The following is a 15,745-nucleotide window of genomic DNA, read 5'->3' as shown; positions in this document are numbered from 1 at the left end:
CATAAATACCAAAACCTTCCATTTAGAAAAGGGAAGGTTATTTGGCATGTCTTTTTTTATCTTATCACATTTTTGTGGGCTTTTTTAGTTTTGGTTATTGACTAATATTAGCTGGTATTGCGGCAGATCATTTTATTTGTTTGTTGCACCCATAGCTCCGTGCTGTTTATTCACTTCTACTGGTTTACTTGACTAGATAGACAGTCCAATGTAAATAAGCAAAAGGAATCCAGCTACAAAAAATGATTTGAAAAACAGGTACAGTCATGACTATGAGAAAAACGCCGAAAACAGTTTTTCAATTTCACTTCGTGGCGTTTATCGCGTTTCTTTAAAGACTACTCCCCATCAGTTCGTGGTAATGGATATAAACCTTTATTAAATTGTTCCCATAAATTAGGTGGTAAATCATGGTTATCTTTTCTATAAGGGTCGAATTCTGACATGATTTCGTCCTCTTTACCATTCTGTATTTTATTAATGAAGTTATGATCTAACAAGATTTCTCTTCCTAATGCTATTAGGTCAACATTTCTTGATTCTACAGCCTCTAATGCGTCTTTAGCAGTAAATATTGATCCAATACCAACTAATGGCATACGACCGTCAATCCATTGATGAAGTAATTTAATTCTTTCTTCACCTTGATACTTACCTTCACGAGTTTTAGCGTGTACATCCATTAGTGAAACATGTAAGAAATCTAACGGTTTTTCAATTAAATTTTTCACCAATTCTTCTGTGATTTCCATCGTTATACCTGGCGTTTCTGCTTCTTCTGGTGAAAATCTATAACCAACGATGAAATTCTCATTTGCATGAGCTTTAACCGTATTGACAACCTCATCTACCACTTTCATTGGGAATTTTAATCTGTTTTCGCCCCACGCATCATCACGACGATTATAATATGGTGAAACAAATTGGTGGATGAGGTAATGGTTTGCCCCGTGTATTTCTACACCATCAAACCCTGCTTCGATCACTCTCCGTGTTGCCTCGCCAAAAGCTTTAATCGTGTGTTCAATTTCTTCTGGCGTAATTTCCCTGGCATGATGTTCCTCTTTTTCATAGGATGGTGTATGTTGCTCATCACCTTGTAAAGTTATAGGACTTGGAGCAACTACATCTCCATTTGGTGTTAAATATGGTAGTGACTTTGCCCCACCATGATGGATTTGTACAATCGCTGTTGCCCCATTTTTCTTCATCGCTTCAGCTAATCGTTTTAAACCATCCAGGTTTGAATCATGTGCAACAGAGGGCTGACCAGGAAATGCCTTTCCCAAATCAGTCACATTACTAGCTGCAGAAATAGCTAGTCCTACATCTTTAGAACGTTGTTCGATATAATCAATTTCCACATCAGAAATTGTTCCATCATCGTTCGAAGATACATGGGTGAGTGGTGCTAAGACAAATTTATTTCTTAATTCTACTTTGTTAGGTAATGTTACTTTTTCAAATAATGGTGCAAATTTCTTATCCATTGCTACAATGCCTCCTATAAATTTACATGTATGACATGTATCCTTCCCTGGACAATCAGTTTTAAAAGCCTTATTCTAGAAGCCTTTTAATATTTTGTATATCTTTGTCACTCAACCGAGACTGTAAGTGATCATTAAGGACCATTTCCATCTCATGAATGCAATGTTCTCCTTTTTTCAAGAGAAAGACATCAATAGATCGCTTATCATTTGCATACGTTTGGCGTTCAACTAACGACCCGCCTCGATATTGTTCAAGTCTTGTAACTAAGCGTGATAAAGCACTATGGCTAAGGCTCACTTTTGGAACTAAATCTGATAACTTCATCTTCTTTTGTTCTGAATGTGCCAAGTAATACATAAGGTAAAATTCTTTAATTCCTAATTGAAATTGCTCTTGAAGTTTATAATCCATTGCTTTCAGTAAACGGTCGTGATATTTCGTCAGATTAAGCCAAGCATTAAACAACTCATTATTATTCATGATTAAAATCCTTTCAAGACGTCCTAAGCCTCTCTTTTAGAGAGGCTCTAAAGGCAGTCAAAGAACTTCGATATGCTAAGGAAGTTTTATGAAGCATTCATCCTTGATAATAGAAGACAATACGTATTTCATTTCGACGATAGGAAATCTTAACTTATCTTTCTTATTGATACTCTAACAAATATTATATGCATGCGCAAACAAATTTTTAAGATTATCTTCTATAACTAGCCAAAGAGGAATGCATTTCAAATAACAATCCTGAAGTTATGTCCACTTTAAGAGATTTGCTTAATGATCCTTATTGGACTTTACACGCAGAGAAGATAGCGGATTAACTCATAAAGTAATCCCACCTTTTCAATATTCAAGAGGAATAGACAAGCAATAAGAAGGCTCCTAATAAGGAGCCTTCTTAACCTGGACTCGTTCCATTTCTATACTTTCTCACCTTCAACAATATGGCTTTTTCCGCAAGATCGGCCGCTGATCTTTATTCCATTAATGCGCCCGTTTGCAGAACAATGGTCATTCCAATAAACGTCAGATCACACAATTTCTAAGTACTAACTGCTGCTCAATACCTCGTTTTGTAATTTCTCTAAAAATGCCGACTGTTCCTCAATAAAAGGTGAATGTGAGGCATTTTCAAAAGTATAGAATTTCTTTTTAGGTGCTTTCAGATGTTCATAGAAACGCAATGCCTGGCCATGCGTAGTTAAATAATCATGTCTCCCCTGAAATATATAGACATCGGTATTTATCTCACTGATTTCAGTCGCTAAATCTGTCTTGGCCATCTTTTCGCCAAAGGCTTGATACGCGTTTGTGAGACCTCGGAACACGTTCATTCTTTCTTTCAATGAGTACTGACGCGTACCAAATACATCTCTTAAACCTTGTGAATTGGGGTATCCTTCACGTAAAAAACCGCCCCCAAACTTGTTCCTATATTTATCAACTGTTGCAAAATATTTTCGATCTTTATAATAATCATCGCTATAACTTACGCTATTGATCTCGGAAATCCACTTTTCGTTTCCCGTCGCTCTTACCTTTTCAGAAATGACATTGTAGGTTTCTTTCTCAGACGCGCTCTGTGATCCAATTTGTCCCACACCAATATAAGCATGAAAAAGATCCGGACGGATACTAGCAGCTTTGCTGCCTATAATCGTCCCCCAAGAATGTCCCATCAGATAAACCTTTTCCTTGGAGAACTTTTGAATCAAATAGTTGCTGACTTCAATGGTATCATTAACAAGTTGATCGATCGTTAAGCTCTCTTTGTCCGACGTATAGGACATGCCTGTGCCGCGTTGATCCCAATAACAAACCGTGAACAGATGATGTAATCGGACATCATTTGCTTGAATGATTGGAAATAATGGATAACCTGGCCCTCCGTGTACCACCAGTAAAACCGGTAAGCTTTCATCTGTGGTTTCAAGAATTAAACCTTGCTTCACCTCATTTATATATACATACGCTTTAGAAACCGTCTTACTGTCTTGCTGCATTTATTAAAACAACTCCCTTATGACAACCTATACCTAATTACGCGCGACTATATCGATAAGTTTCAATTACATTTAACGAATAGGCAATACCGGATCGGATGATTGCCCCACATCTGACCTTTTCCGTAAGATCGGGCTTCGCTTTTATTACAACAATCGCGCTCCAATTGCGGTAGATCGTTATTAAAGTTAAGCTCATCTTTAGCTGACAAACCCAAATTAAAAAACGGCAAGTAGTAAGTCCACTAATATACTTGCCGTTAGCTATTTGATTGTAATGTCAATTCGTCTATATTTATAATTGCTTTCAATCGTTGTAACAAGTCCAATGATACCTGCTAAATTAAAACCATAATTCATTGCACCAATTTCTAATGCAAAATCTTCAGTCTGCATATCTCCAATCCTTACAGAATCAACCGTTTTTGAATACACAAATTCTGATCCCCCAACACCACTAATACGATATATCATGTCATTTTCATCCGCTACAACCCCTATTGATTCTGCTAAGTCTGTTGATACAACTGTACTCCCTGATCCAGTATCAACTAATACACGTTGTAAAGGAAGCAACTGTCCGTTAAAAGTTATTTCCATATCCGTAAGCAATAAACCATCTTCAATGATTATTTTTTTCACTATTGCCTAACTCCCACCCATTTTTTCTCAATGATGTTAGGCTCCTTACGGCGAGTATGAAGAACATATAATTCTCGTTTAGGATCTTCTCGATGAATTTCTTGATATGCTTTCATAGCATCTGGAGAATTAGAAAACTTTTTTAAAGGAGTGATCTCGTCTAAAATACGCTCACTTTTCTCGTCAGTATGCGCTCGAACAGCTTCTATCAAAACCCATTGTTCTGGAAAAGCTTGGCTTACATCTTCCCAATTTATTTGAGTCACCTCCACTTATATTTTACCATGATTAAATAAAGTGATAATACCGAACACAGCAAGTCTATTAAACCAAATCAGCTAACTGCTTATAAGAACTTAAAACAATGGTAAGTTCTTCTAGATTATCATTTTCTAAGTCAAATGGACGGATTATTAAAGATGTTTGTGTGCCAATATCCATTATAATCACTCCTAATTTCCTCTCTAGTTGTTTTGATTTTAGCATAAAACTGAGAGGAAATAACCCGTTCCTTATTCAACATAATGGCCCTTATATGCGATATTGGCGCTATTCCTTATTAAAGAAAAGCGCCTTGTTAGTGGAGCAATTCGTCTACTCACTTCCTTATAAGCGCTCGTTAACGGAAGATCGCAGACAGATATAACTTTTATGCAGTTCAAGGTCACCTTACCTTATGCCGTTAAATGGCCCCTTAAAAGCAAAAATGGCACAAGTCTTATTCTGTAATGGCGCGCCGATTTTAATAAATCAAGATCGCCCATTAGCTGGTATTGACTTCATAATGTATTTCAAAAATGATTTGCCTTTATGGCAATCTCTGCCTTAAGGCTAGTTATATTCGATTTTTATAGTTACTTGTCCATCTAATTTATAATCAGATTCCCCAGTATCAACTTTTTCATCATCGCGGTTTATTTTATATTTACCACCTCTTAGACTGACACTAAAATTTAGTTTTTGGTTATCTTTTAATCCACCAGTTAATTGATCATATATGTATTCTTTACCCTCTGAGAAGTTTTTTTTAGGAACATGACCAACCATAAATGAATCTATATAGACTGCTATTGCCTTTGAATCATATTCATTATCAGGTTCTAATTGTAACGAGCAATTGGAAAATAACGCATCACTATATTCAAAAATAGGTTCATTATAAGTTTCTTCTAAAATATTTTTGTTTGTCATACCATCATATTTTTCATCAAAGAAAATGCCATTTTCCTTTTCTTGTTGTACAGCTTTTTTTATAGTCTTTTGATAAAAAGAGGTTCCTGCAATTTTGAAATCAATGTATTCAAATATTCCATATTTCTCTTCTCTTGTTACTGAATAACTAGTTTCTCCAATAGGGATTGGTCCTTTATATTCCTCTTTAATTTCTGGAGTTACGTTCTCTTGTTGTTTTTCTGTTTCATTGTTTTGAGATGTTTCTTTGTTTTTAAAAAGAAAATCAAATACACCCATGTTATTGACCCCTTTCTATTCAGCATCTTATTCAGCATCGAATCTTATTCCATTATCTGGCTCTTTAATTGTAATGTAGTTGAAGGGCGGGTGTACAACCCGCCCAAACACCTCTAATTTTAAACGACTTTTTTATTTTTTAAAGATCTTTTTTTAAAATTCAACACTTTATTTTCACTCAACATGAAGGCCAGCGTTGATTTTGCTTTCATTAGAAAACTTGGCTTTTCGCCAAGCTTTTATGGCGAAAGCTTTAATTGCACTTATGCAGATAAGAAAATTGATTTATACTTTCTTATCTGCTAAAAAAATCTGATGTGAGAACCATCACATCAGATTTCTATTCCTTCATTATTCATTCTCCATCAATTCCTTGGACAGCTCATCGTCTTTTACATACGCTTTCGGCTTCATGATGCTGTCGGCATCAAACGTGTTCAGTGGTTTATTGTTGAGCACGCGATTCGGTGTATCTGGGTTCGCCAGGGCTTGCCTGGCAATGGCAACGAAATCACACTGACCTTCAGAAATAAGTCGTGAGGCTTTTTCCGGGTCGGAGAGACTTCCACAAGCAATAATGGGTTTTCCTGAGAACCGTTTAGCTGCTTCTGACATCGTCATCGTTCCCTCACCAAAGCCAGGGGTGCTTGCATCATCATCGGAAAGGTGGATGTAATCAACATCCGTTTCTCCAAGTTTTGAGAATATCTCTTCTGCATCCTGCTCCCCGCCAGGCCATTTATACGTACCGTTCGTCGCTTTCAGTTGGGAAATGCGGATCCCTAGGATCATTTGTTCACCAACTGCCTCACGAACGTCTTCGATCAATTCCACAAGCAAGCGTACGCGATTTTCAATCGATCCTCCATATTCATCCGTGCGTTTATTACTATTCTCTGATAAAAACTGATCGAGTAAATACCCGTTGGCACCATGAAGTTCAATACCGTCAAACCCTGCAGCCTGTGCATAACGCGCAGATTGAACGAAGCTGTCTTTAACATCTTCGATTTCATCTTTTGTCATTTCTTTCGCCACCGGAAACTCGCCTTTACCGCCATACACCTCAACCTTATTCCTCGGCGGCTGAAAGGGGGATGGAGCCACAGAAGTATCCGTATAATAATTACCCTGCGATTGTCCGCCTGCATGCATGAGCTGAACGATCATTTTTGCTCCATGAGCTTTCACGTCACGCACAATCGGCTCCCATGCCTCCGCATGTTTCTCCGTCGCCAGGCCTGCCTGATATTCATAGCCCTGACTATACTGTGTATCCGGATACGTACCCTCCGTAATCACAGCGGCAAATCCACCTTTAGCAAAACGTTCATAATACTGATGGACCCGTTCATTTGGCGTTCCATCGGCTTCTGAACTTACCCTCGTCATAGGCCCAACGATATAGCGATTTTTTAAAATATGATTGCTGATATGTTCTTGATCGAACAATGTATCTTCAAAGCGTCGCATTCCATTCACCTTGCCTTCATGTGATCTATGCATGGTTTTCCTCATTGCCCACTATTTTAAACCTCGCGGAATTCTCGCGCTTTAAAAAATACGGTCAGTGCAATCAAAAGGCCACTGACCCCTAGCCCAAACAGCACCATTTGTACAGGAATCCCTATCGAAACAAAACCGGTGACAATCCCATAAGATACAGGGTCGAATCCGTTCATAGCTAGAAATATAATGCTCATAACCCTTCCCATGATTCGATTTTCTGTATTTTCCTGAGCTACCGTGAAGAAAGGGACGTAAACAAATACCATCGAAAAACCGATAAAAAATAAAATCGCGGTTAAAAAGGGTAGAGAGGGCACTAGACTGAATAATATAAAAAGACCTAAGGAAGCCATTAAACCATAAATGGTTACTGCTCCCCGTCGTTTCTGAATCGTATATATACTCAATAACACACTGCCAATAAGCATCCCTATGCCTAAACTAGCCTCCATAAAACTTAAGTTTAACGGTGAACCGCCATATACATCCACAAGCAAGGGGATCGCAATATGAAGAGCGCCGAACACAAAGAAGTTCAAAGAGATCAAGACAATGAGCCCTGTTAGCAAAAAGCTCGAGTTTCGAACAAAACTCATCCCCTCTTTCATATCTTGCCAAGGGTTTTGCGAAACTCTTTCATCAACCGCCGCTTCCTTGATAAATGGAGGGAAAATAAAAACAGCCGATAAAAATACAAGGATTGTAGCTACAAGAAAACTGGAAGCTACACCTAAAGATTCCATCATAAGCCCCGCAAAAATCGGACCCACAATAAAAGAAATTTGATCTGCCCCTTGAAAAATCGAATTTGCCCTCTGCAACTGCTTTTTCGGGACAACTTTAGGTATCAGTGACATACTGGCAGGGCCAAAAAAGGCATCCAACATTCCAAATACCCCTGCGATAACGAGTAAAACGGTCAATGTCAAAATCTCATTATCAACAAGCACATATAAACTGAATAATACAAACGCCTGGATGAGGTTGGTCATAAACATGATCGTCGTTTTCTTATATTTATCCGCAACGACGCCGCCAAACATCATCATAACCAAACGAGGAATTGTGGCAGCCATTAAAACCAAGCCAACCGCGGTGGGCGACCCCATCGCACTTATGGCATACCATGATACCGTCGTTAAAAACATACTAAAGCCGATCACGGCGAAAATGCCGGCAATCAATAGTAAGATGAATATTCGATTCTGTGACAACGGCTGTCCATGTTGTAGCAACGTCTCACCTTCTTCCTTTTCAAAACCGACCGTTCGGTCTATAATATAAGTGAATGGCTTCATAATGTCAACAAAGGAGTTTTTTCATGAAAGATAAAATCATGACAGCCGCGCGAGAAATATTTATCCGTAAAGGTTTCACAGCGACATCCATTGGGGATATCGTCAAAGCTTCCGAAAGCAGCAAAGGAAACCTTTATCATCACTTTACGAACAAAGAGGAGTTATTCTTAACGATCATTGAAGAAGACGAAAACGAATGGGATACCCTTTGGGCTCAACATAAAAACGATGACGAATCCGCGAGTGAAATGTTACACACATTTGCAGATTTTTCTGCTTATGTGGATGCTGATTATCCCCTTCGTCATGCCGTCAATGAATTTTTAGCAAAAGAACATGAATCACAAAGCATCTCACAAAAGATTGACCAAATGAATGACAACTACATCCAACACTTTCAAGACATTCTTAAAAAAGGAAATGAAGAAAATGAATGGGTGATTAAAGATATCCAATCCATAAGTAAGGCTGCGGCCTCGATGTATTCGGGCCTTGAACTTCATACTTTAGGCCATAGTCTGGAAGAACGCCGGTACCTATATCATCAGGCTACTTCCATATTTTTATACGGTATAAAGAATGAACCTTCTCATAACAGATGATAGAATATAGAAAGCACATCCTGAGGTGAACCTATGTATAGAAAACTATTCGTATTCGCTACACTCGCCCTGCTTGCAGGGATTGTCTTTTTCTATGGGGAAAATATCGCAATGTGGATTGATGAGCACGGGACCGAATCGGTGATCATTACGGCTATGCTGGCAACGCTTATGTCTTTGTTTCCCGTCATTCCTTATCCGATTATCGGGGGCATATTGGGAGCCATCTATGGGTCTTATCTCGGAAGTCTCGTCACATGGATTGGCTCTTCAATGGCTTCAATTATTATGTTTGCATTCGTACGTTTTGGTTATCAGGACTGGGGTTTAAAACTTATCAGCAAATATCAAGCGCTCTCGAAAGTGACCATGCTGTTTGAACGAAACGCATTTATGACGATCTTTTTAACTAGATTGATCCCCATTGTCCCTTCGATTATCGTCAATATATACTCAGCACTAAGCAGGGTAACGTTTGGGTCGTATACCATTGCTTCATCGGTTGGAAAAATCCCTTCGATGATTCTGTTTGCGACCGTTGGCAGCACGATTGTCAGAAACCCTGCCGATTTATTTTATATTGCCTTATTGTATGGTAGTTTCCTTCTTATTGTTTATGGCTGTTACCGTTTATGGAACCGCTACGTCGCGAAGGAAAAGGAGCATCAGGCGGAATTATGATGATCCGACGGGAAATCTTCCGGCAAGAAAAAAACCATACAGCGCCAATAAAGACGCCAAAGGTATTCAAAACTAAATCATCAATATCGCTCACACGAAGGGTGAAAGTGAATTGATATAACTCAATAAACAGTGAAACGAAAGCACCGACGAGGATGATTTTCCCCATCGACTGCAGACCCTTAAATAACAGTGGTAAGTAGAAGCCTAAAGGAACGAACAATAAAACGTTCCCGATCAATATTTTCAAGGGATCGAAAAACGTCGGACTAAAGACGCCGATTCGATAAATGCTGCGAAAGGGAATCAAATTATAGTTCCTGCCACCAGGACCATCGGGGCCAAGAGAGGCACCATGGTTCCAGGCAAGCATTGTAATATAAATGAGTACAGCCATATAAATGGCAAAGAATGACCAGGCAAGCATTTTAATTGGCTGACGGTTCACGAAGGTGCACACACCTTTCCTGAAGCTTGTTTCCTTCAGTGTATGCACACTCTGTCCTTCTTCATGACGAATGAAAAAAGAGCAATGAACATAACATCATCGCCCTTTTCCTCCTATGGTTGATTATGAGTTACATACGTTCCGGCAATAAAATCATGAATCGCTCGTTTATCTTCACGCAATCCTACCATAAAGGCAGACACGATAACCCCAATGCCAAGGGTTATTGAATAAACCAAGCCACCAACAATATGCCTAAGTAACATCGTCCCAATCGTTACATTCGCCCCGTTCGTTTTCACAATCCGGACTCCAACCACCCTTTTTCCGAGGGTGTACCCATACCAAAGCACTGGAACTAATAGGTAATACAATATGGTGATTATCGATTCCCCGAATTGAACGAAGGGGTTGGCAGTATCCAAGCCAAAAATGAAAATGACCGCAAAAATGACGGCGCCAATCATAATACCGTCAAGAATTACTCCTCCAAGTCGAATCCAAAAACCTGCATGATTAGACACGTTCCATCACCTCGATGTCAGTCTACATACCCTTTCCCCTTCATAACTTGCGGGAAACTCCATTTTGGATTGTATGTTATTTTTCTGTTGCCCTCGTCTAAACCGTGAGAGGTTGAAAACGCTTCATCCATGTTTCAAATGAAGTCAAAAATCATTGAACGTGTTGACTCCATACTTACTCCCCCTTCATTTGCTTTTAACATAAGACCTTGTTTCTACACCACACCTTGCGCAATCATGGCATCGGCAACTTTTTGAAAACCAGCAATGTTGGCACCATCAATTAAATTATCCTCACATTGATACGTTCTTCCGGCCGTTACGCTTTTTTGATAAATGTCTCTCATAATCGCTTGTAATTGGGTGTCCACTTCCTCAAACGACCAAGATTCTCTGGAGCTGTTTTGGGCCATTTCTAACGCGGAAACCGCCACTCCTCCTGCATTCACAGCCTTGCTCGGACCAAATTGCACCTGGTTTCCTCGAAATACTTGGATAGCTTCCAATGTACAAGGCATATTCGCTCCTTCTGCCACCACTTTCACGCCATTGGAAACTAATTGTTTAGCATCGGCCTCCTCCAATTCATTTTGGGTCGCACACGGTAAGGCAATATCGCAAGGGATATCCCATACTTTCCCATTTTCAACATAAGTGGCTTCGGGATGCTCGTTGACATATTCATAAATACGCTTTTGCTCAACTTCCTTGATTTGCTTGACCGTTTCTACATCAATTCCCTTTTCATCAAATATATACCCGCCGGAGTCATTACAAGCGACTACCTTGGCACCTAGCTGAACGGCTTTCTCCATCGCATAGATGGATACTTTTCCAGCCCCTGACACAACAACCGTTTGCCCCTCTAATTTCCGGTTTTGATCTTCGAGCATATGTTGGACAAAGTAGACCGTCCCATAGCCCGTTGACTCTGTGCGCGTCAAACTTCCTCCGATATCTACCTGTTTGCCTGTAAATGCATCAGCTTCAGATGCTCCACGAATTTTTTTATACTGACCGACCATGTAATTAATTTCTCTGCCGCCAACGCCAATATCCCCAGCAGGTACATCAACATCAGGGCCAATGTACTTCGCTAATTCCATCATAAAACTTTGGGTAAATCTCATAATTTCAGCATCGGATTTTCCTTTTGGATTGAAATCAGCGCCTCCTTTTCCGCCGCCAATGGCTTGTCCGGTAAGAGCATTTTTAAAGATCTGCTCAAATCCTAAAAACTTGACAACACTTGCATTCACAGAAGGATGAAAACGCAATCCTCCTTTATAGGGGCCTATGGCGCAGTTAAATTGAACACGAAAACCTCGGTTTACACGAACCTTCCCTTGATCATCTACCCAAGGCACACGAAACATGATGAACCGATCGGGTTCTACTATACGCTCTAGGATTCCATGTTCCATATATTTCGGGTGTTTAGCTAAAAAAGGAACTAAAGATTCTATGATCTCTTGGGTAGATTGATAAAACTCCTCCTCATTCGGATTTCGATGCTGAACTGATGTCAACACATCATCCACATAAGTCCTAGCGGTTTGCTCTTCTGCTTCTGGCATCATCATCCCGCCCTTTTCTTTAGAATTATCCGTATCATGAGCCACTATCTTATTCCCTTTTTTGTTCCATTATAATCAAGGATTGGCACTCTCCACCGGGAGGTGCTTATGACACCCTGGATATCATCATCTTATAAGATGGGCTCTCCTCATGGCGATACTGTCTGCAATGCAGATGCCAACAAAAAAACGAGCCCTTCCGAGGACTCGTTCTACGGGTCTACTGTAAATATGGACATTTACCGTTTATATATATTTCATTCAACGATGTTCTTACTTTTACTCTTCCTTTTCCACCGGTTGTTTTCGAATCTCTACTCTTTTCAAAGTAGCATCTTCGACAGTTAAAATCGTAAATTCAAGGTGATTGTAAGTAAAGCTATCGCCTTCCATCGGTATATGTTCGAGTTCATCCAGAATAAAAGCCGCCAGTACATCCTCTTTCTCAGGAATTTCTGTGCCAAAAACGTTATTTAACCGCCGAAGTGTAATTTTCCCATTACAAATCACGGTCGTGCTACTTAAACTCTCAATCAATGGTTCACTTCCTAGGTCCGTTTCATCCTCTATCTCTTGACCGATCATCGCCTCGATAATATCCTCGTGGCTTAACAGTCCTACCGTCCCTCCGTATTCATCAAGGATGACCGCTAAGTGTTTTCGATCCTTTGACATTTGACGGAACACTTGTTCAATCGAGTGAAACTCATGCACATATAACGGGGACATGTCAGAGATCTGTACAAGCTGCTGATCCTCATCCACGGACCAATAAATCAACCCTTTGGAATGAAACATCCCGATGATATTATCCATATCCTCCCGATAAACCGGATATCGCGTGAATCGATTTCCAAGGATAATATCACGGGCTTCCTCATAGCTGGCATCGTAAGGAATACCTACAATTTCGACACGCGGGGTTTTTAATACATCACGGACATTCAAGTTATAAAAATCAAGTACCCCTTTGATGCGATGGGTTTCCTCATTCGCAAACGCTCCTTCTGTATGAGCAATATCAACCATGGTCCGTAGTTCTTCTTTTGAAATCGATGTTTCTTGGACTTCCTCCCTTGAAAGCGTCTTAATGATTGTTCCTGTCAATTTTGAAAGGAGATAAATTAAGGGTTTCAAGATCCATAAAACAAAACCAATAACGGGAAAAACAATATATGTAATCCGGTCTGGAAAAGTAGCTGCAATGGACTTCGGAATCACTTCTGCAAAAACGATCAAGGTGACTGTTAACAACGCGGTAGCAACGCCAACGTTGAACCCATATTCAATCGCCACCATCGTGACTAGAGTAGGTAACAGGATATTTACAGTGTTATTGCTAATCAAAATCCCCGTAATAAACGTATCGGGCTGAGACAAAATCTTTAGCAATTTTTCTGATTTACGGTCATTATTTTCAGCTTTCGTTTGCACTTTCATCCGATTGGCAGCTGTCATTGCCGTCTCACTTCCTGAAAAAAAGGCAGAAGCAAGCAGACAAAGAACAATAGCAATCCCTATGAGCACGATTTCCACTCCTACTAATTAGTAAAAACCATTGAGTTCATTTTAACATTAACATGATGAATCTCTTCTCTTGTATGTTCACTATACAAAATCAGGAAGTGCATGACAACTAAGTTCTCCGTTTGTTTCTAAACATTAAAGGAACCCTCCCAGTGTCTAATGACTTATTCGGCGTTTGGTCCAATATTTTCGGCACTACGGCGTATTCGGAGACTTCTTCTGTAATAACCCGATACATAAAGCGTTTTTTCAAAAACACACATTCTATCAAACATTTGTAGAGGATATTCACATTTCAGTCAATTTGGTATATGCTAGTGATAATCATTTTATCAAGGCGAGGGAGGAATATTGTGGGAGATTGGCTGGAATACATAAGTGGTGAAATAAGCGGATTTGTTTGGGGAATACCCTTAATTATTTTATTGGTCGGTACAGGCCTATACTTAACGATAAGGTTAATGTTCTTTTCCTTTCGAATGTTGCCTTACGCGATGAAAATCTCTTTTTCTAAGCAAGACAAAGAATCAAAGGGAGATATCTCCCATTTCCAGGCACTCATGACTTCATTAGCGGCCACCGTAGGTACAGGGAATGTCGTTGGTGTAGCCACAGCTGTCGTTGCAGGCGGCCCGGGTGCTGTATTCTGGATGTGGATCACCGCACTTGTCGGGATGGCCACCAAGTATTCCGAGGGGATTCTTGGGGTCAAATACCGTCAGGAAAATGCCAAGGGGGAAATGTCCGGTGGGCCGATGTATTATATTGAAAAAGGGCTCGGACAAAAATGGCTCGCGGTTCTGTTTGCAATATTCGCCGTCTTTGCAGCTATCTTCGGCATAGGAAATATGATTCAAGCCAATGCCGCCGCAGATGTCGCCAATGATGTTTTCAATGTCCCGTTATGGGTGACTGGTGTCGTATTTATGATTCTCATAGGATTGGTTATTATTGGCGGTATTAAAAGTATCGGGCGCGTAACCGGAGTCATCGTCCCATTTATGATCATCGTCTACCTTATTGCTGGGGTAGTGCTTGTTGTCTTAAATTTTGAGGCGGTACCAGCTGCGTTTGGCTTAATCTTTACCGATGCCTTTACAGGACAGGCTGTAGCCGGAGGTGCTATCGGTACGGTCATCCAAATGGGGGTTGCTCGCGGTCTCTTTTCGAACGAAGCAGGCCTTGGTACAGGCGGGATTGCAGCTGCTGCTGCACGTACGGACGTGCCGGCGCGTCAGGCGCTCATTTCCATGACACAAGTATTTATTGATACCATTATTGTCTGTACGATTACAGGTCTTGCCCTCGTGATGGCGGATATGTATGCAAGCGGTGTTGAAGGGGCGGCCCTTACTGCCCAATCCTTTAATGAATTACTCCCAGGCTTCGGTCATATTGTCGTAGCTGTAACGTTATTATTCTTTATCTTCTCAACGATTTTAGGCTGGGCCTATTTCGGAGAGAAATGTTTCACATATTTATTTGGGGTCAATTTTACCATGTTCTATCGCGTCATCTTCGTACTAGCAATATTGCCGGGCGCCACCTTGTCTTTAGATACAGTGTGGAATTTTGGGGATATCTTCAATGGATTAATGGCGATTCCGAACCTGGTCGGATTATTGCTCTTATCAGGAGTGGTGGCTAAAGAAACGAAGCGATTTATTGACCTGCGTGCTTATGAGAAAAATGAGCTATACAACTCTACTCGTAAAAAAGAAGCCTAGCATAGGAACAAGTGCCTCACTTCCACAACAGGACGAGGCGCTTGTTTTTTCTCGTTGCGATTAAGCAATAGAGGGGCGAAAGTTGAATAACTCGTTGCGCCAATTCCTTTTGAAAAGGGCATTTATATGTTAAGAGAATCACTGAATGAGAGTTATTTATTTATGGTAAGAAAGGTCTGAAGAAAAAGGGGTGAATCAAATCAATAATATGCCTGTGATTTTTCCTATAATTATAGGGATAGTTGG

Annotated in this window: 15 protein-coding genes; 3 read left to right on the top strand and 12 right to left on the bottom strand. The window is 40.1% G+C overall.

The window, feature by feature from the left end:
• Window positions 1–338 precede the first annotated feature (338 nt).
• The 8 genes from HNR44_RS15440 to HNR44_RS15405 all read right to left on the bottom strand — a co-directional run bounded on the left by HNR44_RS15440 (window position 339) and on the right by HNR44_RS15405 (window position 8,350).
• On the bottom strand, window positions 339–1,490 hold the full coding sequence (locus tag HNR44_RS15440) for an NADH-dependent flavin oxidoreductase (protein WP_184405246.1): 1,152 nt from the start codon (window positions 1,488–1,490) through the stop codon (window positions 339–341).
• A 70-nt stretch (window positions 1,491–1,560) separates the two neighbouring features.
• On the bottom strand, window positions 1,561–1,974 hold the full coding sequence (locus tag HNR44_RS15435) for a MarR family winged helix-turn-helix transcriptional regulator (protein ID WP_184405245.1): 414 nt from the start codon (window positions 1,972–1,974) through the stop codon (window positions 1,561–1,563).
• Window positions 1,975–2,540: 566 nt separating this feature from the next.
• Window positions 2,541–3,494: an alpha/beta fold hydrolase gene (locus tag HNR44_RS15430; RefSeq protein ID WP_184405244.1), complete on the bottom strand. Its 954-nt coding sequence runs from the start codon at window positions 3,492–3,494 to the stop codon at window positions 2,541–2,543.
• Between the two features lie 264 nt (window positions 3,495–3,758).
• Window positions 3,759–4,136 carry an aspartyl protease family protein gene (locus HNR44_RS15425; RefSeq protein WP_184405243.1) on the bottom strand — a complete coding sequence of 126 codons (378 nt, stop codon included), beginning with the start codon at window positions 4,134–4,136 and terminating at the stop codon, window positions 3,759–3,761.
• On the bottom strand, window positions 4,136–4,402 hold the full coding sequence (locus HNR44_RS15420) for a hypothetical protein (RefSeq protein WP_343069543.1): 267 nt from the start codon (window positions 4,400–4,402) through the stop codon (window positions 4,136–4,138). Before HNR44_RS15420 ends, HNR44_RS15425 begins: the two co-directional genes overlap by 1 nt.
• A 565-nt stretch (window positions 4,403–4,967) precedes the next feature.
• Window positions 4,968–5,606: an HIRAN domain-containing protein gene (locus HNR44_RS15415; protein ID WP_184405242.1), complete on the bottom strand. Its 639-nt coding sequence runs from the start codon at window positions 5,604–5,606 to the stop codon at window positions 4,968–4,970.
• Window positions 5,607–5,957: 351 nt separating this feature from the next.
• Entirely contained in the window at window positions 5,958–7,112 is a 1,155-nt protein-coding gene (locus tag HNR44_RS15410; RefSeq protein WP_246407550.1) for an NADH:flavin oxidoreductase, read from the bottom strand.
• A 23-nt stretch (window positions 7,113–7,135) separates the two neighbouring features.
• Complete coding sequence (locus tag HNR44_RS15405) at window positions 7,136–8,350, bottom strand: MFS transporter (protein ID WP_246407547.1); 1,215 nt, start codon at window positions 8,348–8,350, stop codon at window positions 7,136–7,138.
• An 86-nt stretch (window positions 8,351–8,436) separates the two neighbouring features.
• On the opposite strand from HNR44_RS15405, the gene HNR44_RS15400 reads away from it, so the two are divergent.
• Window positions 8,437–9,015 carry a TetR/AcrR family transcriptional regulator gene (locus HNR44_RS15400; RefSeq protein ID WP_184405240.1) on the top strand — a complete coding sequence of 193 codons (579 nt, stop codon included), beginning with the start codon at window positions 8,437–8,439 and terminating at the stop codon, window positions 9,013–9,015.
• A gap of 33 nt (window positions 9,016–9,048) precedes the next feature.
• The gene (locus tag HNR44_RS15395; protein WP_184405239.1) at window positions 9,049–9,696 is read left to right on the top strand and encodes a TVP38/TMEM64 family protein; all 648 of its coding nucleotides are present in this window, start codon (window positions 9,049–9,051) and stop codon (window positions 9,694–9,696) included.
• Here HNR44_RS15395 and HNR44_RS15390 read toward each other — a convergent pair.
• The 4 genes from HNR44_RS15390 to HNR44_RS15375 all read right to left on the bottom strand — a co-directional run bounded on the left by HNR44_RS15390 (window position 9,623) and on the right by HNR44_RS15375 (window position 13,766).
• Entirely contained in the window at window positions 9,623–10,144 is a 522-nt protein-coding gene (locus tag HNR44_RS15390) for a VanZ family protein (protein WP_343069542.1), read from the bottom strand. The genes HNR44_RS15395 and HNR44_RS15390 overlap by 74 nt on opposite strands.
• A 113-nt stretch (window positions 10,145–10,257) precedes the next feature.
• Complete coding sequence (locus HNR44_RS15385) at window positions 10,258–10,668, bottom strand: RDD family protein (protein ID WP_184405238.1); 411 nt, start codon at window positions 10,666–10,668, stop codon at window positions 10,258–10,260.
• Between the two features lie 215 nt (window positions 10,669–10,883).
• The gene (gdhA, locus tag HNR44_RS15380; RefSeq protein ID WP_425489462.1) at window positions 10,884–12,251 is read right to left on the bottom strand and encodes an NADP-specific glutamate dehydrogenase; all 1,368 of its coding nucleotides are present in this window, start codon (window positions 12,249–12,251) and stop codon (window positions 10,884–10,886) included.
• A gap of 273 nt (window positions 12,252–12,524) precedes the next feature.
• Entirely contained in the window at window positions 12,525–13,766 is a 1,242-nt protein-coding gene (locus HNR44_RS15375; RefSeq protein WP_184405348.1) for a CNNM domain-containing protein, read from the bottom strand.
• Between the two features lie 359 nt (window positions 13,767–14,125).
• On the opposite strand from HNR44_RS15375, the gene HNR44_RS15370 reads away from it, so the two are divergent.
• Entirely contained in the window at window positions 14,126–15,499 is a 1,374-nt protein-coding gene (locus HNR44_RS15370) for an alanine/glycine:cation symporter family protein (protein ID WP_343069541.1), read from the top strand.
• Window positions 15,500–15,745 lie beyond the last annotated feature (246 nt).

This window comes from Geomicrobium halophilum (assembly GCF_014207655.1).
GTDB lineage: Bacteria > Bacillota > Bacilli > Bacillales > Marinococcaceae > Geomicrobium > Geomicrobium halophilum.
This window is presented reverse-complemented; position numbering and strand designations above follow the sequence as displayed.